Consider the following 17,001-nt stretch of genomic DNA (forward strand, 5'->3'; position numbering starts at 1 on the left):
TGAAGCAGGCGCTGCCTCGCTCCATTCTCTCGCAACCACGGGAGGAAGACCCTGGCTAGGCGGCGTCATCACGTCTCTTCAGCGTGATCTGAGCTATCCCTTTCCGCAGGGTGCCAACGTTGAAGTTCACCATCAGCCCGGACTTGAAATGTCCCAGCTTGACCTTGGACTCCAGTTCCTGCTCCTCCAGCTTTGAGATCTCTTTTTGTGCACGGACCAGCAGCAGAAGGGACTCCCCCACCACGAAGTCCAGACGAGTGGCGGTCTGGATGGTGCGTCCGTGGTAGGAAAACTCGAGCGGCACATGGCGTCTGAAATCAAATTCCAGCTCCCGCAGTTCAACGGCCAGACATTCTTCATAGGCATCACGAGTCAGCCCCGGACCGAGGGCGCGATGGACGTTCATGCAGGCGCCAATGACCAGATGAGGCAGATCCGCAGCGTTCATGGCGCAGTGGGCTGCAGCGTGTCTTCCCCCAGAATGCCGTAAATCTCCGCCGTGGTGCTCTGGTGATGTGTGGTGAGCCAGCGGTCCATTGCGGCGGCCAGACGCGCCTTGACCTCTGGGTAGCGCAGCTTCACATCGTGCTCGCAATGCGGATCTTCACGCAGGTCAAACAGACGCTCGATCGAGTGCTTCACACCGGGCGTGCGGACGTATTTGAAGCGCTCCGTGCGCACGCAGTGCTCCTTGGTCTGCAGCACCGCGTCTTGAAATTTGTCCTTGAGCACAAAGTGGAAGTCAAAGTCGGGATCAATGAACGTGGTTTCATCCATGGGCGGGATGAAGAGCGGCTCCTCCCCGGGAATCGTGCGGCGGAAGAAGAGGTAGCTTGTCTCTCCGAAGTAGGCCAGATCCACACTCTTTTTCTCCCCGCGAATGAGCGGGGCAAGGCTGGTGCCTTCAAAGCGCGGCTGCGCCGGCGCACCGATGAGATCCAGCAGAGTGGGGGCGAAATCGAGCGTGCGTGAAAGCTGCGGATGGCGCTGCGGCTTGCTCAAGCCGGGCACATGCAGGATGGCAGGAACATGATTGGCCTGGTCCCCGCCGTTGAAAGTGGTGCCATGCCCGAAGGTGCAGTTTGGTTCGAAGAGATCATCTCCATGGTCGCCGGTGATGAGAATGATCGTGTCATCCATCAGCCCCTGTTTCTCCAGCTCCGCCACCACGCGGCCGACGGAATCATCAAACATGCGCACGCAGCCGTCATAAAGCGCGGTGATCTGCTCCACTTCATGGCGCGGCATCTTGCTCCACTTTTCATTGATGTCCGTGCCGCCGATGAACTGGTCCACATTCAGCGCCAGCTCGTGCTTGTGCTGTCCGTCATACTTGGGGTCAGTCCACAGCTTGGCGTAGTGGGTGGGCGTCTTGTATGGCAGATGCGTGCAGGAATAGTAGCCGAAAAGCAGAAACGGCTTCCTGTCCGCCGCACGCTGCTTGAGGCGGTCGATCACCTGGTCTGTGACCACCTCAGGAGTCATGTAGTTGGCAAAGGACTTGAGCTTCGGAAAGAGCATGTGCCCCACACGGTTGTCAAAAAACAGCGGCAGGATCTGGTGATGCAGAAACACGACCTCGCTCATGTACACACGGAAGTTGTCGAAATCCGAGACGATGACGTTTTGAAACCCCATCGGCAGTTCATTGAATCCGCACGCGCACCAGTCCCCGATCACTGAGGTGTCATAGCCCAGGCGCTGCAGTTCCGTGCCGAGCGCAGGCGCTTCCTGATTGGCCTGGTTCACCATCGCCCGGCTGGGAAACATGTGCCGCACGCCATGGGTGTGCGGGTACTGCGAGGAATACATGCTCGTGAGCGACTCCAACGTCGAGGCGATCGGCGTGAGGCAGCGCTCAAAATTCACCCCTTTTGCCGCGATGCGGTCGATGTTGGGGGATGTCTGCCGGTGATACCCGTTGCAGGAGAGGTGGTCTGCACGCAGGGAATCCGACCCCAGGATGACGATGTTCTTCGGCCGCTTCCGGCCACCAGCCAGTTCGTCCACATCCGGTGCACGATTCACCCCGTAGCCGCTCACCGCCAGCAGCACCAGCATCGTCACCGCGCCCACGCTGAAGAGCAGCGGCCGTGCCGCGTGAGCAAACCATCGGCGCAGTTCAAACAGATAAAAGCCGGCTGCTGCAACGACAGCCGTCAGCGGAAACACCTGCGTGATCACGGCATGCACCACATCCTGCACTCCGGTGCCACAAACCCTGCCCAGCGCATCATACCAGCCCAGCAGGTAGCTGTAGTCTCCGAAGTAGGGCTTCTCCAGCATGAGCTTGAAAATGAAAAAGCCGTAAAGCAGCCCCGCAAACAGCAGCGTGCGCCATACCACGCCCCAGCGGGCAAAGCTGCGAACCTTGCCCCACAGGCGCACCAGCGGATAGATCAGCACCACATAACCCGCCGCCACCAGCAGGTACCCCTTCAGCACCACCAGATTGCTCCACACCAGGTACCACCAGTGGTGCTGGATGGCCACCGCGGAGAACCGATTGTTAAAGCCCTCGGAACTGCCTGCAAAGCTCAGCAACGCGCTGAGATACCACGCCAGCAGCGTGCCAAAAACGGTCAGCGCGACTATCTTAAGTATGTGGCGGCGTTTCAGAGCGGGTGTTGGCATGAAGTTTGGAGATTAGAGCATACGCTGCATCCGCCGTTACTCCAACCACTTATCTCAATCCCTCCTTCCCCTTGGTCCATCCATCTAACCTGGACGTTCCGCCTTTACGGCGGCAGTTTTTCTGGTGCGGGCAGCTTCCCGGGCAAGATGTCCACCCGCGCACCCACCTTCACCCACCGGCAGAGTTCAATGATATCGGCCGAAGCCATGCGGATGCAGCCATAGGAGGATGCCGTCAGCAGCTTGGACTCCTCCGGAGTGCCGTGGATGTAGATCGCACGCTCCAGAGCATTTTGATTGCGGCGCTCCATGCCGCGAAGGCGCAGCACACGCGTCACAATGGGGTCCCGCCCCGGGGCGTTCACCGGCACAATCTCTCCCGTTGGCAGCCGGGATTTCAGCTTCGCGCCGGCAGGAAGCCCCTGCCCTGCGATCTCCGCAATTTCCAACCTGCCCAGGGGAGTCTTGTGTGTGCCGCGCTTGTCTCCAGTCCCAAATCGAGAAGTGCTCACGTGATACTGCCGGCGGGGTTGGCCGCCATCAAACGTCACCATCAACTGCTGCGCCACGCTGACCACCAGCCGCTGCGTGACCGGGGCGGCTGCTGGCTGAGGCGCGGTAGCCGCCGTTTTGCTGCCATGTCCGCACGCAGTCAGGTCCACCGCCAGCCATGCCAAGGAAAGGACTGCCGCCAATTTTTTCATCCACACTGCCATAAGACACTCTGTGTATACGGCAGTGAGCCCTCGCGCGCTGACAAATTCAGCCGGTCGTCCCCCAGCTTATTGCGCTCCTGGCAGCCGCAGGCCCGTCTTCCGCTCATGAGGGTAATAATGCTCACTGTGAGACCGCCTGTGCCCCAGCGGATCCACTGCCCGCCAGAAATCGTCCATGTTCGTCCGCGACTCAGCGCCGCAGCCCGGCATCAGCAGGCAGGTTCCCAGCGAAAATATCCATTGGCGCATCATGCTCATTTTCATCCACTCTGAGGGTGGGCCACGCGGAGATCAAGCCCTGGCTTCCTCAAGAAGCATCACAATGAAACGCCCCTCTTCCACGGCAAAAAGTCGTCCTGCCCAAGCGCCACCGCCTTGGGCACATACTCTCCGCTCGCTGTCGCAATGACCATCTCAAGCATTTCCTCCCCCATTTGCTCAACGCTCTTTTCGCCGGTGATGATCGGCCCGGTGTCGAAGTCGATGATGTCGGGCATGCGCTTCGCGAGGTCGCTGTTGGTGGAGATTTTCAGCGTGGGGCACACCGGATTGCCGGTAGGGGTGCCGAGGCCGGTGGTGAAGAGCATCATGTTGCAGCCGCCACCCGCCAGGGCGGTGGTGCTTTCCACGTCATTGCCAGGCGTGCAGTAGAGCGTAAGGCCGCCGTGCTGGCGGATGGGTTCTGCGTAGTCGAGGACATCGACGATGGGGCTGGTGCCGCCCTTCTTCGCGGCGCCGGCGGATTTGATGCCGTCGGTCACAAGGCCGTCGCGGATGTTGCCCGGGCTGGGGTTGGCGTCGAAACCGGAGCCGCAGGCCTGAGCGGCGCCTTCATAGGCGCGCATGAGGCCGACGAATTTGTCCGCCAGAGCAGCGGTGACGCAGCGGTCGCTCAGGCTCTGCTCCACTCCGCAGAGTTCGGGAAACTCACTGAGCACGGGCGCACCGCCAAGCGCGGCAAGAAGATCCGCGGTGTGGCCGATCGCGGGATTCGCAGAAATGCCGGAGAAGCCATCGCTGCCGCCGCATTCCACGGCCATGATGAGATTGCTCAGCGCGCAGGGCTCGCGGGTCTGCTCGTTGGCGGCGGCCAGGTGGAGGAATGTATCGCGGATGGCACAGGCCATCATGTCACGCTCGGATTTGCTCTTCTGCTGCTCGTAGACAAGGAGGGGTTTCTCCAGTTTGGGATAGAGCGCGGCCATCTCGCTCTCCAGCAAACTGACCTGGGCATGCTGGCAGCCGAGGCTGAGAATGGTGGCTCCTGCGACGTTGGAGCTGTGGATGTAACCGGCCAGCAAGCGGCAAAGCGCCTGGGCATCCTGCCGGGTGCCGCCACAGCCGAGTCCGTGCTCCAGGAACTTCACGCCATCGATGTTTTTAAACACGCGCGCGGCCGTGGCGGAGGTTTCCGCCTCCAGCAGGGTGGCTTCGATCTCTGCCTTGGACGCGCCAGCACGGTGGAGTTCGACCAGGCGCTGGGCGAAGCGCTCATACGGCGAGGTTTTGCCATAGCCAAGGCTGCGGGTCAGCGCCTCGCGCATGAAGGCCAGATTGCGGTTCTCACAGAAAACGAGGGGGATGACGAGCCAGTAGTTGGCCGTGCCTGCGGGCCCCTGCGCACGTTTGAATCCTTGGAAAGTGCGGCTTTGCCATTTGGAAACATCCGGTGGTGTCCAGGTGTACTCCCGCTGCTTGCCGCTGAAGGCGGAGGTGGCGTGGACGATGTTGTGCGTGTGAATCAGCGCGCCCTCGGCAATAGGCTGTGTGGCCCGGCCCACGGTGACGCCATACATCGTTACGAGGTCTCCTACAGCAAATGTATGCGCGGCAAATTTCTGCTTGGCCGGGATTTTTTCCCGCAGGGTCCAGGAATGACCGTTCAAGGAAAGAGCGGTGCCTGCTGGGAGGTCTGCCAGGGCGACGATGGCGTCGTCAGCAGGATGTACTTGGAGGATGGAGGCCATGGGTGGGCAGGGATAAAGCGGACACGAAGGAAAGGAAGGCGGAATTTTGAACTTTGCTCTTTCCTTCAGACCGGGTTAGATCGGAAATATGCTCGAAATCAACAATCTCTCCCACGTCGTTCCCGGAAAAGGCAAGGAACCTCTGCGCGTGCTGGAACAAGTCAGCTTCATGGCGCCCGGTGGTCATGTGCTGGCGGTGATCGGGCCGTCCGGCAGTGGCAAGACCACACTGCTGCGCATCCTCGCCGGCCTCACCGAGCCGGAGGCAGGCACGATCACTCTGGGCAAGCGGGACCTCATCAAACAGCCGCTGTATGCCAATCAGCTCGGCTGGGTGCCTGCGGGAGACGACAATTTAATCGAGCACCTCACCGTGCGCGAAAACCTCATCAGCGCCGCCATGCTGCGCGGTGCCGGGCGCACTCGGGATGAAGTGCTCTCCCGCGTCTCCCACGTGCTGGTGACCGTGGGTTTGGAAAACATTGCCACAGAACGCACCTCCGCCCTGGCGCTGCCGCAGCGCCGCCGCTTGAAACTGGGACTCGCTCTCGTGGCAGATCCCGTGGTCGTTTTGTGCGACGATTTTACCGTCGGCCTCGATGTCCGAAGCGAACGCGAATTCGAGGCTCTGCTCAAAATGGTGTCCACAGACAGGCCGGACCGCATCGTGATCCACGCCACTGACTCCCTGGCCAATCTGGGAGCCTATGACACCGTGGTGGTCATGCATGAAGGCTACGTGACCTTCCACGGTCCCGCCCGCGCCGTGCCTCACTACTTCACCGTGCCGACTTATGATGAAGTCTATGCCCGGCTGGCCAAACGCCCCGCACAGCGCTGGGGGGACTCATGGATGAAGCACCGGGACGCCTACTACGCCGCCTTCAAGCTCGGCGGTGGCTCTGCGGAAAAACTTTCCGCCGCGGAAGAAGACCCTGGCGATGAAGACCGCACCATCATCATGAAGCAAAAAGGCGGCGATGAAGAGGAGGACAAACCGGTGGTGGACACTGAAGTGCGCCCCATCATCCCTCTTCCGGGCGCTTTCAGCCAGGCGCAGCACCTGGTAAAGCGTCGCTGGTCCCTGCTGCGCCGCACTCCGCGCGAATGGATCGTGCATGCCTCGCTGCTTGTGGGCGGCCCTGGGGTGACCGCGCTCCTGCTGCTGCCCAATTTGAAAACGCTGAAGGAAACGAAAACCGCCAGCGTCGCCGCTGATGTCCTCTGGCCGGCGTCCTACACCGTCTCGATGATCGTGCTGATCCAGATCCTGCTGGTGATGTTCATGGCACTGCGCCTCGGCGCACGAGAGATCGCCGCATGGCGCGCTGTGTATGAGCGCGAGCGCATCGGTGGTGTAAGCCCGTCCGCATGGTTGATCGGCACGCTGCTGTTCATGCTGCCCATCATTTTGGTGCAGAGCATTTCCATGGAGATGTTCCTCGACATCGTCTCCGGCGGCCTGCCCGGCTCCGGAGTGGCCAAGCTGCTGCTGCCCGCCCTCTCGGGCGCCGCCTTTGCCTCGCTTTGCCTGGGCATCTCTGCAAATTCCTGCAGCAAGGAGCGCGCCCACAGCCTCTCTCTCACCCTTCTCTGCGCCAATATCCTGCTCTGTGGCGCCCTGCTTGGATTTCCAAAACTCCTTGGGCAGGTCGTCCATCCATTCATCACCGCATACTACGGCTGGTCCGGCATCATTGACTCGATGGAAAAGACCGCCTTCTTCACTCCTATTGACAAACTGGTGAAGACTTGGTTTGCCGCGCCGGACCTGGCCATGATCATGCTCGGAGTGCATTTCCTCGTCGGCGTGGTGATGGCCTTTGTGGGGCTGCGCAGACGGGCATAGAATTGCGGACGCTTCGTGCGTTCAAGATGCCTTCATCTTTCTCTCTCATGCTCAATTTCGTCCGCTTCAAGCACGCCCGCTTCTCCGCCCGTTTTCCAGACACCTTCCGCTACTCACGCTCGCACTATTGGATGGCACCCGTGGAAGGTGAAACCAACCTGTGGCGTGTTGGCTTCACCAAATTCGCCACCCGCATGCTCGGCGAACTCGTTGACTGCGAATGGAAGCCCGGAGACGGCGCCAAGGTGACCCCCGGGGACAACATCGGCTGGGTGGAAGGCTTCAAGGCAGCGTCTGATGTTTACTGCGTGATGAACGGCGCCTTTGCCGGCGGCAATCCCGAACTCAAAGTCGATGCCTGCATTGTGCGCAGCGATCCCTATGAACAGGGCTGGCTCTATGCCGTCCGCGGCGAACCCGAACCGGAAAGCATGGACGTCCACGGCTACATCGAACTCCTCAGCGGAACGATCCAGCGCATGGCCGAGGAAGGCCATGGAGAAGAAGGGGCGTCCGAAGAGTAGGCGAATCGGGCAAGGAGTTGCGTGCCCCTCCGCTCTCTTGCCTCGGCGCGCCAGATTTGGAAATCGAGAGACTCGATGGGGGAATGATGTTCATCCGACACGGGTGCGTGCGCCGTGCGCACACCAAGACGGCACTCTGGATACCTTGACAAATCCTTAATCTCTTCCTTGATCTTTGGCTCATGAAAATCCGTCACTTTTTATGCATCGCAGCCATCTTGCTGACAGTGATTGCTCTGGGCTGGCTTGTTTCATCGGAAGCGATTTCCAAAAGGCACACCACAACCTCACTCCACGCTGAAAAGGTTCCGGCCCGTCAAAAGTCCCAACATGCCTCATCGGTGCCGGAAACTTCCCCGGCACTGCCAGTCCAGCCCTTTCCTGCAGACCGTAAGGAGTCCAATGATATGGTGGAGCGGACACTGGCCAACGGTCAGGTGCTGCAGGAGCGTGTGTTTCCAGGCAGCGTTCCTGGGCGCTGGTCTCGGGAGCGCCTGCTGCGCTCCAGCGTGCAGGAGAGGCTGCTGCACGTCAAAGAGCAGTGGGACAACGACGCCGCCACCGGTCGATGGCTGAACCGTGGCAGGGAGATTTTTCTGGCTGACCAGCTCATCATTAAAGCCAGATCGGGAGCAAACGTGTCTCACCTGACCTCCATGCTTGCCGAGAAGGGCATTTCGATTTTGCAGCCTATCTCCTCCGAACTCTTCACCGTACGTCTGCCGGCGAGTGATTTGGACGCGTTGCAGAAGGGCATCAACACCCTGACCGAAATGCCTGCCCTGGTGGAAACAGCCGAACCCGACGGCGTGGGATTTGGGTCAGGCGTTCCTAATGACCCCAGTTTTTCCACCCAGTGGGGCCATCACAACACCGGCCAGTCTGGCGGAACGGTGGACGCCGACGTGGATGCCCCGGAGTTCTGGGACATTCTCGAGGGCACTCCGGGCCTGGTCATCGCCGTGCTGGACTCAGGGCTTAACATGACCCACCCCGACCTCCTTAATCTGGCCTGGACGAATCCAGGAGAAATCGCCGGCGACGGCCAGGACAATGATTCCAGCGGGCGGATCGACGACGTCACCGGCTGGGATTTCGTGAACAGCGACAACGATCCGACGGATGACCACGGGCACGGCTCCAACGTCTCCGGCATCATCGCTGCAAACCGCAACAACTCGGTCGGAATTGCGGGCATGATCAGCGGCGTCAAAATCGTCGTGTGCAAGATTCTTAATTCGAGCAACAGCGGCCTGACCTCCAATTTGATCGCCGCCACCACGTACGCCCGGCAGCGCGGAGTTCCCGTGATGAACATGTCGCTGCAAAACTACCCGTTTAGCTCGACCTTGAGCACGGAGTTCACCGCATGCCAGACGGCCGGCATCCTGCTGAGCATCTGCGCAGGCAATCAAGGCGTGAACAATGACACCACGCCCAACTATCCAAGCGGTTACACCCACGCGAACATCATTGCCGTGGGCAACCATGACCGGACAGACGCCCGCTGGTCCGGCACCTCCAATCCGTCCAACTATGGCGCCGTCAGCGTGGATCTTTTCGCGCCTGGACGCGAGATCAATGGTCCCATTCTCGGCACGTCCTACTCGCTCTACACCGGCACGTCGCAGGCCACGCCGTATGTCACCGCCCTTGCCACGGCGGTCAAATACCTGAACCCCTCCTGGAATGCCCCTGAAATCAAAAACTGCATTCTCTCGTCCGTCGTCACAGTTCCGGCGTACAACGGGATTTGTACCACGGGAGGACGGTTGAATGCCGTAACAACCATCTCTTACGCAGTGCGGCAGCTGCCCTTGGCGGACGCGGACCGCGACGGCTTTTCCAATTTAATCGAATATGCCGCAGGCACGCGAATGGACTCCGCGGCCGTTCGTCCGCAGATTTCGGTGACATCGGCGGGAGGCTATTTCAAAGCGGGGATCGCCTTCACCCAGCGGCCGGATGTTTCCTTTGAGATTCAGCGGTCCACGGACCTCAGTTCCTGGCTGACAAGCGGCATCTCCAGCTTCAGTACAAGCACCATCATATCTGGCGGCGTCCCAGCAGATGGCTCACTCGGAACCTTTCTCCGAGTGAGAGCGGTGCCCTCTCCGTGAACGCAGGCTCATCTACTTCCCAAGGAGGAAGGCCAGGAGGTCGGCCATCTGCTCTTTATTGATCGCAGCTTCAAGTCCCACCGGCATCAGGGTATGGTCCAGGGACTTCATCTCCTTGATGGCGCTGCGCTGGATTGTCTCCTTCGCTCCGCCCATCATGGCGAGCACGACAGCATCTCCGGTTTCGCTTTGGACCAGCCCGGAAAGAGTGCGGCCGTCTTTCGTCTCGATCGTATAGGCGCTCCATCGGGCTTCAAACATGCGGTTGGGATCAAGAATGTCGGAGAGCAGGCCTTCCGGAGGCTTCACCTTCACGTCGGAAAGCGGCGGGCCGACATCGACGCCAAGGCTGCCGTGCTTGTGGCAGGTGACGCAGATGGTAGCGAAGACCTGCTGACCTTTCTTGGCATTCCCCTTCATCGTGGTGGCCACCATGTAGTCCTGCACGACCTTCGCGCGGTCGCTGCTGGCCTCGCCAAAGAGTTTCTTGGCAAGCGCAGGCATCTCGCCCGTGCCGCGCTGATAGCGCCAGCGCGTCTCCACATCCACCCAAGCGGTTGGAAACTCACCCTTCTCCATGCGCTTGAAAAGCTCCAGCGCGCTGGCCGCATTGCCGGTAAGGATAGGCACGAGGTCGCGCTTCAACGCAGGACCTGCTTTGGGCAGCAGTTCATAGATAAACGGCGCTGTGGTGGCCACGGGATATTTTCTCAGCAGCGCCAGCGCAGAGAGTGCCAGCTCCGGAGGCTGGCTGGTGGTGAGCAGAGACTTGATGACAGGCTGCACGGCATCCCATTTGCGGCTGGCCAGCAAAGGCATCACTGAAAGGCGCTGCTCCAGCGGAGCCTTCGCGTCGGCGATGATTTCATCGATCTCCGACTGCAGCGTGGCGATTTCTTTGGCGGCGTCTTCATGGCCTTTCGGCAGCTTCGCCAGGCCTTGCAGCAAGGCGGGCTTCCACCACAGCAGTTTGCCCGGCTCTTTCTTCAGCAACGAGAGCAGAGCATCCACATCCTGCGCATCAGCATCGGCCACAGCCCCCAGGGTGAAGCTGCGGATGGTCGCGACACGCGTCTCAGAGAAGGTTTGGAAATAGTCGTCCCCGAGAGCACTGAAGTGATCGCCAAGAGACATGAGAATGCGCCCCATCTGTTGGCTCGCCGATGAAGCGACCATCTTCGCCATCCATGGATCTTCCGGATACTTCGCGATGAGAGCAGTGAGTTCCTTGGCACTGGTGATGTCCTGCGCTTTGAGGAAGGCCACGCGCTCGGCATGCTCCGCCGGCACCTCGCCCCAGCCCACCTCGGGAATGGCGTGATATTTTCCTGGAGTCTTAGTGACGAGCTTCTTCGTCCCCTTGGGCACCACCCGCCAGATACGTCCTTCATTTTCGCCCTGCCGCATGTCATGCGTCTTCACGAACTCCTCGGGAAAGAAACGAGCGTGGTCGATCCAGCGGCGGTAGATATCGCAGACGTAGATCGCGCCATCGGGCCCCGTGGTAAAGTTCACCGGGCGGCTCCATTCGTCGCTGCTCCGGAAGAATTCGGTGCGGTCGCCAACACGGGTGGCTTTAAGTGAAGCGCCATTGGGGGCGATCTTGTAGCGGGTGACGAGCTGCCCCGTGGGATCGGGCACGAAGACATTGTTCTTCAGTTCGGGCATGAGATCGCCACGATAGACACCCAGGCCGGAACAAGCGGTGTTTGTGCCGGCGTGAGCGTCTGCGGTGGTATGGGTGATCTGCAGCGGGAAGACGCGCGTGTCCGCACCAAAGGGGGCGATATCCTCGTAATTCTGCGTGATGCCGGCGTGCGGATTGCGCAGCATGGCCTCGTGCGGCATGACGGTAAACATGAGCGGATTGCGGTTGGAGCAGTAGAAGTGGTGCCCCCAGTCATCAAAGGCGCCGCCATACTGCCCCTTGCCGCCCGTGGGCGTGATCTTGTCCGTCTTTGGGTCCCATTTGAAATTGCTGCCCGGGATGTTCACCACATCCGTGGGTTTGTCCGCAGGGTAGATTTCACGCGCATCGAGACCGTTGTTGAAATGCACGCATCCGTCGAGGCCCCAGCGCGGGGCGCTCACCTGGAGCTGGGCATGCTTCGGATTAAATCCTTTGATGAGGGACTTGATCTCGTCCGCCTTGCCATCGCCATCCGTGTCTTTCAGAAAGAGAATCTGCGAGCGCGTGGTGGCGATGAGGCCGCCATTGTAAGGCAGCAGCCCCTGCACGTTGTCCATGTGATCGGCAAAGGTCACTGCCTTGTCCATGCGGCCGTCGCCGTCTTCATCCGTGAGCAGTTGAATGCGGGAGAGCCAGGGATCGCCGGCCACCGGAGGGCCGAGCGGATAGTCGCGCATGTCCGCCACATACATGCGGCCCTTGGAGTCCCAGGTGCATTCCACAGGATCGAGCACGAGAGGCTCTGCCGCGACGAGCTGGACTTCATAGTTCCCATCCAGCTGGATTCGCTTCAATGATTCTTCCGGGGGAAGCGCTTTGTCCTGCCCATCACGCACGGCACCGATATCGCTTCCGCCGCTCGCCTGAATGGCGCTCCACTTCTCCTTGAAGTCACCGAGGGGATACAATTCATAGCGGCGCACCAGCATTTCCGCGCCTTCGGTCTGCAGGAGAATTTTTCCTTCGGCAGGTTTGCAGTCGAAAGCTTCGTTCACCATCGCTCCGTTCACGAAATACTGCAGCGTATCGCCTTTAGCGATGACTTCGAGCCGGTTCCACTCGCCGGAAGGAGACTCCACATCTTCGCGGCCGCGGAAGCCGACTTTGTCCGCCCAGTCCACATCACGGTGCTTCCAGTTGATGCGGCCTTTGGTCACAGTCTGGCGTGGCTCTCCCTTTTTCCAGATCTTCTCTTTGTCGCGGTCCAGGGTGTATTCGGAGGAGAGCGAGGTGGTCAGTTCCGTGCCATCGGCCAGCTTGGGCGAAAGCACGAGAATGTCTCCCACACCACCCTCGATGATCTGAGCTTCGATGCTCGCCATCCACGTATCTGCATAGGCGCCATGCGGGCCGTAGGCATGAAGGAGGATGCCGTTGTCCTTGGCGGCTTTCTCACGCTTGCCCCAGGTCTTGGTGCCCCATTTGAATTCCAGCACCAGATGGTAGTCCCGGAAGTTTTCCTTCGTGGCCACATAGCCGTAACCGCGGCCGCTGATGTGGAAGGTGCCGTCCTTGTCAAAGGTCCAGATGTCCTTCGGGTCATCATGAAAATCCGCCTTGGGATTGACGTGATACTCAACGTTGCCGGACTTGATCACGTCCAGCAGGTTGATCTTCGCTTTGACGGGTTCGGCCGCCGGAAGCAGGCCGGCGGAGCAGATCGAGAGCACGGACAGTAGAGACAGGATGCGCATAAAAGGGATACGGCGAAAGTGAGCCAACCATTACGGCACCGCCGAGCTCGATGCAGACACGAATGAGCCCAAACGTGGTGCTTTTGTGACGCACCTATCTCCGCCCTCCCCTCAGGAGAGCTTGTTGCGGAAATCCGCATACCCAAACCGCCGCACCACACGGTACTCCTTCGTCGCCGGATCGTAGATGGCGATGTCCGGGTGCGGCACACCGTTAAACGTGGTCGTCTTCACCATGGTGTAGTGCGCCATGTCGGCAAACACCAGCCGTTGTCCCACACGCAGCGGCTCAGGGAAGGAGAAGCCCTGAAGCACATCGCCCGCGAGGCACGAGGTGCCGCCCATCTTGTACTCATACGGATGCTCGCCCGGCAGGCCGGCTCCGAAGATGTAGGGACGGTACGGCATCTCCAGCGTGTCCGGCATGTGCGCCGTGGCGGAGATGTCCAGGATGGCCGTGGGCACCGGAGCCTCGATGATGTCCTGCACCTCAGCGATAAGGTAGCCCGTGTTCAGGCCAGCAGCCTCGCCGGGTTCAATGTACACATCCTTGCCCCATTTCTCACGGAAAGTGCGAAGCACGCGGATGAGGCGTTCCACATCATAATCCTTGCGTGTGATGTGGTGTCCTCCACCCATGTTCACCCACTGCACCTGCTTGAGCAGTTTGGGGAAACGACGCTCCACAGCCGCCACGGTGCGCTCCAGCACATCGCTGTCCTGCTCACACAATGCATGGAAATGCAGCCCCTCGATACCCGTGAGATCTTCGTCATCGAGCAAATCGGAGCGAATGCCCAGACGGCAGCCCGGCGAGCAGGGATCATACAAAGACACCTCCACCTCCGAATGCTCCGGATTCACGCGAATGCCCGGGCTCGGCGCATGCCCCGTGGCGGCCTTCGCCGCATCCAGCATGGGCTTGAACTTCCGAAACTGCGCCAGCGAGTTAAAGCTCAGATGATGCGAGATCGGGATGATCTGCTCCATCTCATGCGCCTTGAAGGCCGGAGAGTACACATGCACCTCCTTGCCAAATTCCTGCGCCAGCAGCGCCTCATTCAGCCCGCTCGCGCAGCAGCCGCTGAGGTACTCCTTCATGATCGGAAACACACTGAACATCGAAAAACCCTTCAGCGCGAGCAGCACGCGCGCGCCGGACTCTTTCTGCACGTGCGCCAGCTTTTCCATGTTCCTCCGCAGCAGCGCCACATCCACCACATAGGCAGGCGTCTCGATGGCGTTGATGTCGAACGCCGGAAACGGCTGCTCGTAAACGTGAGGAGGAGTGAAGTCAGTGGATGCCATGTAGGACGGAAAAAAGAGGTCAAAAACTCAGCGCTGCACCTTGGCATCTCCGCCCTCAGCCAGCTTCTGCACTTCAGGGAAAGTCGCCATGCTCGTGTCTCCCGGCGTCGTCATCGCCAACGCCCCATGCGCCGCGCCGTAGTCCACGGCTTTCTGCGCATCGTTTTCCACCAGGAGGCCATGAATCAGGCCGGCCACAAAGCTGTCGCCAGCGCCGATGCGGTCCATGATGTCAAAGCGCGGGTAGTTGCGGCTGCGGTGGTAGGCACCCTTGTGCCAGCACAGCGCGCCCCAGTCATTGACATTGGCGGTATGCACACGGCGCAGCGTCGCGGCAATGGTGTGCAGATTCGGGTACTCCGCCGCCAGCTTTTCCATCATCGGCCGCAGCTTGGCGTCCTCCGCGGCAAAGATGTCGTTCGGGTCCGTGGGAGTGGAGGAGGAGACGGGCGGGTCATCACTTAGCACACCGATCATCACATTCACATACGGCGCCAGTTGGCGGTTCAGCGCCTGAGATCCCGCAAAGCCTCCGCGCTCCTGCCACAGCGAGGGCCGGTAGTTCAGGTCATAGCTCACCGTCACTCCATGCTTCTTCGCCGCCTCGCAGGCCTGGATGGTGACCTCCGCAGTCGATTCCGAGAGCCCCGCAAAGATGCCGCCCGTATGCAGCCATTTGCAGCCCAGCGTGCCGAAGAGGTGATCGAAATCAAAATCCCCCGGCTTGATTTGCGAGGCCGCGCTGTGGCCGCGGTCCACGCTGCCCTTCGCACCGCGCACGCCAAAGCCGCGCTCCGTGAAGTTGATGGGATTGCGCACGCGCTTGCCCATGCCGTCATACGGCACCCACTTGATGAGGGAGCTGTCCACCCCGCCCTGCAGAATGAGGTCCTCAATGAGACGGCCGATTTCATTGTCGGCAAACGCCGTGAGAATGCCCGCCTTCAGCCCAAAGCAGCGCCGCGCACCGCGTGCCACATTGTACTCCCCGCCGCCCTCCCAGGCGGTGAACTGGCGGGAGGTGCGCACGCGTCCCTCACCGGGATCAAGGCGCAGGAGGACTTCACCGAGGGACAGCAGATCGTAGGCAGGTTGGGCGGGCATGGGGCCGTAGATATGAAGCGCAGCGGGGCAGTGGCAAACAACTCCTTGGTGGAAAATGAAGCTCGCCAGATGCGGCGGCCCCTTTCATGGTGGCGCACGCACCACCATGAGCCTCCGCATCCTGACCACCCTCGCTCTCCTCTCTGCCTACCTCCACGCCGCAGACACCTACTTCCCGCCACCAGACAGCGCAGGCGGCTGGCGCGAGGCCAAAACGGAAAAGGAATGCCGCGACCTCGCCGGCATGGACCTCAGCAAGATCGAGCCCGCCTACATCCTCTCCGAGCGCGCCACCGCCCACGGCGGCCTCCTCGTCGTGCACAAGGGCTACCTCGTCTTCGAAAAGTACTTCGGCCGCGCCAGCCGCAACTGCAATCCCGACATGGCCTCCACCGGCAAGGCCTTCTGCAGCATCGCCTGCGGCATCATGCTGCATGAGTTCAAAGACAAGATCCCCCAGGGCCTCGACACCAAGGTCTTCACCGAGCAGTTCCTGCCCGAGGCCTTTCCGCTGAATGATCCGCGCAAGGCGGACATCACCCTCGGCCAGCTCCTCTGCATGACCGGCGGCTACTGGGGCGAAGGCCAGACACCCAGCGGCTATGTGAAGGGCGATCCCAAAACCCGCCCGCTCAAGCCCGTCCCCGGCCAGAACATCAAGGACCTCGACAAGTCCTCGCTCAATGTCCCGCTGTGGATCGAGCCCGGTGGAGGCTACTCCTACTCCTCCCCTTCCCCGCACATCGCCAGCATCGTGCTGCGCCACGTCACCGGCATGGAGCTGAAGGACTACATCGACGCCCGTCTCGCCAAGCCCCAGGGCTGGGGTGCCTGGGACTACTGCCTGCACCGCGGCGACTACGTGATGCCCCACGCCAACGGCGCCGGCAGCACCGCCCTGCATGCCACCGATGCCCTGCGCATGGGCTACTGCCTTGTCCACGGCGGCAAGTGGAAGGACCAGCAGATCGTCCCGCCCGACTACATCAAAAAATGCCAGACCTGGAGCCCCTACAATCCGCACACGCCCTTCTCCCTCCAGTTTGAGCACAACGAAGACGGCCACGTGGCCGGCGTGCCCAAGGACGCCTTCTGGAAATCCGGTGCAGGCGGCTTCTGCCTCTACATCATCCCCTCCCTCGATCTCGTCATCTACAAGCTCGGCGGCAAAGACGGCCAGTACGATCCCAAGCTCACCCTGATCCCCCAGCCCGAGCAAAACCACGACCGCGACACCTGGCAGCCAAACCTCGGCAATGGCTTCGACGAACCCGGCGGCGTCGCCTCCCTCAGCCGCGTGCTGTCCACCGTCTGCTCGGCCGTGCGCTTGGAATAACCCAGCGCGGCGTGGTCCGCACTCTCCGAGTGCGGTTCCGGCCACAACCCCCAAGCCGC

General features: G+C 60.8%; 11 protein-coding genes. 4 read left to right on the forward strand and 7 right to left on the reverse strand.

Annotated elements, in window-relative coordinates; translation table 11 throughout:
* Window positions 1–55: 55 nt before the first annotated feature.
* The 4 genes from ACILSO_RS08415 to ACILSO_RS08430 all read right to left on the reverse strand — a co-directional run bounded on the left by ACILSO_RS08415 (window position 56) and on the right by ACILSO_RS08430 (window position 5,317).
* Window positions 56–448, reverse strand: coding sequence for a GxxExxY protein (locus ACILSO_RS08415; protein ID WP_395736938.1), 393 nt, complete (start codon window positions 446–448; stop codon window positions 56–58).
* Window positions 445–2,634, reverse strand: a complete 2,190-nt coding sequence (locus tag ACILSO_RS08420) for a sulfatase-like hydrolase/transferase (RefSeq protein ID WP_395736939.1) — start codon at window positions 2,632–2,634, stop codon at window positions 445–447. Before ACILSO_RS08420 ends, ACILSO_RS08415 begins: the two co-directional genes overlap by 4 nt.
* Window positions 2,635–2,738: 104 nt before the next feature.
* A complete protein-coding gene (locus tag ACILSO_RS08425) occupies window positions 2,739–3,338 on the reverse strand; it encodes a L,D-transpeptidase family protein (protein WP_395736940.1) in 600 nt (199 codons plus the stop codon).
* A 329-nt stretch (window positions 3,339–3,667) separates the two neighbouring features.
* The gene (locus tag ACILSO_RS08430; protein ID WP_395736941.1) at window positions 3,668–5,317 is read right to left on the reverse strand and encodes a UxaA family hydrolase; all 1,650 of its coding nucleotides are present in this window, start codon (window positions 5,315–5,317) and stop codon (window positions 3,668–3,670) included.
* 88 nt (window positions 5,318–5,405) lie between these two features.
* Here ACILSO_RS08430 and ACILSO_RS08435 point away from each other — a divergent pair, with 88 nt between their 5' ends.
* The 3 genes from ACILSO_RS08435 (at window position 5,406) to ACILSO_RS08445 (ending at window position 9,810) form a co-directional block, all read left to right on the forward strand.
* Window positions 5,406–7,166, forward strand: a complete 1,761-nt coding sequence (locus ACILSO_RS08435) for an ATP-binding cassette domain-containing protein (protein ID WP_395736942.1) — start codon at window positions 5,406–5,408, stop codon at window positions 7,164–7,166.
* A gap of 47 nt (window positions 7,167–7,213) precedes the next feature.
* Entirely contained in the window at window positions 7,214–7,690 is a 477-nt protein-coding gene (locus tag ACILSO_RS08440; protein ID WP_395736943.1) for a glycine cleavage system protein H, read from the forward strand.
* Window positions 7,691–8,097: 407 nt separating this feature from the next.
* On the forward strand, window positions 8,098–9,810 hold the full coding sequence (locus tag ACILSO_RS08445) for a S8 family peptidase (protein WP_395736944.1): 1,713 nt from the start codon (window positions 8,098–8,100) through the stop codon (window positions 9,808–9,810).
* A 12-nt stretch (window positions 9,811–9,822) separates the two neighbouring features.
* Here ACILSO_RS08445 and ACILSO_RS08450 read toward each other — a convergent pair whose 3' ends face one another.
* The 3 genes from ACILSO_RS08450 to ACILSO_RS08460 form a co-directional block, all read right to left on the reverse strand.
* Window positions 9,823–13,194, reverse strand: coding sequence for a PVC-type heme-binding CxxCH protein (locus ACILSO_RS08450; protein ID WP_395736945.1), 3,372 nt, complete (start codon window positions 13,192–13,194; stop codon window positions 9,823–9,825).
* A gap of 111 nt (window positions 13,195–13,305) precedes the next feature.
* Window positions 13,306–14,502: a carboxynorspermidine decarboxylase gene (gene nspC / locus ACILSO_RS08455; protein WP_395736946.1), complete on the reverse strand. Its 1,197-nt coding sequence runs from the start codon at window positions 14,500–14,502 to the stop codon at window positions 13,306–13,308.
* A 27-nt stretch (window positions 14,503–14,529) separates the two neighbouring features.
* On the reverse strand, window positions 14,530–15,606 hold the full coding sequence (locus ACILSO_RS08460) for a sugar kinase (RefSeq protein ID WP_395736947.1): 1,077 nt from the start codon (window positions 15,604–15,606) through the stop codon (window positions 14,530–14,532).
* Window positions 15,607–15,712: 106 nt separating this feature from the next.
* On the opposite strand from ACILSO_RS08460, the gene ACILSO_RS08465 reads away from it, so the two are divergent.
* Complete coding sequence (locus ACILSO_RS08465; RefSeq protein ID WP_395736948.1) at window positions 15,713–16,942, forward strand: serine hydrolase domain-containing protein; 1,230 nt, start codon at window positions 15,713–15,715, stop codon at window positions 16,940–16,942.
* Window positions 16,943–17,001 lie beyond the last annotated feature (59 nt).

Source organism: Prosthecobacter sp., assembly GCF_044226605.1.
Lineage (GTDB): Bacteria > Verrucomicrobiota > Verrucomicrobiia > Verrucomicrobiales > Verrucomicrobiaceae > Prosthecobacter.

Bases quoted from the DNA above. Each gene is read 5' to 3' on its own strand.
- ACILSO_RS08415 (WP_395736938.1), bottom strand. From the start codon at position 448: ATGAACGCTGCGGATCTGCCTCATCTGGTCATTGGCGCCTGCATGAAC.
- ACILSO_RS08420 (WP_395736939.1), bottom strand. From the start codon at position 2,634: ATGCCAACACCCGCTCTGAAACGCCGCCACATACTTAAGATAGTCGCG.
- ACILSO_RS08425 (WP_395736940.1), bottom strand. From the start codon at position 3,338: ATGAAAAAATTGGCGGCAGTCCTTTCCTTGGCATGGCTGGCGGTGGAC.
- ACILSO_RS08430 (WP_395736941.1), bottom strand. From the start codon at position 5,317: ATGGCCTCCATCCTCCAAGTACATCCTGCTGACGACGCCATCGTCGCC.
- ACILSO_RS08435 (WP_395736942.1), top strand. From the start codon at position 5,406: ATGCTCGAAATCAACAATCTCTCCCACGTCGTTCCCGGAAAAGGCAAG.
- ACILSO_RS08440 (WP_395736943.1), top strand. From the start codon at position 7,214: ATGCTCAATTTCGTCCGCTTCAAGCACGCCCGCTTCTCCGCCCGTTTT.
- ACILSO_RS08445 (WP_395736944.1), top strand. From the start codon at position 8,098: ATGGTGGAGCGGACACTGGCCAACGGTCAGGTGCTGCAGGAGCGTGTG.
- ACILSO_RS08450 (WP_395736945.1), bottom strand. From the start codon at position 13,194: ATGCGCATCCTGTCTCTACTGTCCGTGCTCTCGATCTGCTCCGCCGGC.
- nspC (WP_395736946.1), bottom strand. From the start codon at position 14,502: ATGGCATCCACTGACTTCACTCCTCCTCACGTTTACGAGCAGCCGTTT.
- ACILSO_RS08460 (WP_395736947.1), bottom strand. From the start codon at position 15,606: ATGCCCGCCCAACCTGCCTACGATCTGCTGTCCCTCGGTGAAGTCCTC.
- ACILSO_RS08465 (WP_395736948.1), top strand. From the start codon at position 15,713: ATGAGCCTCCGCATCCTGACCACCCTCGCTCTCCTCTCTGCCTACCTC.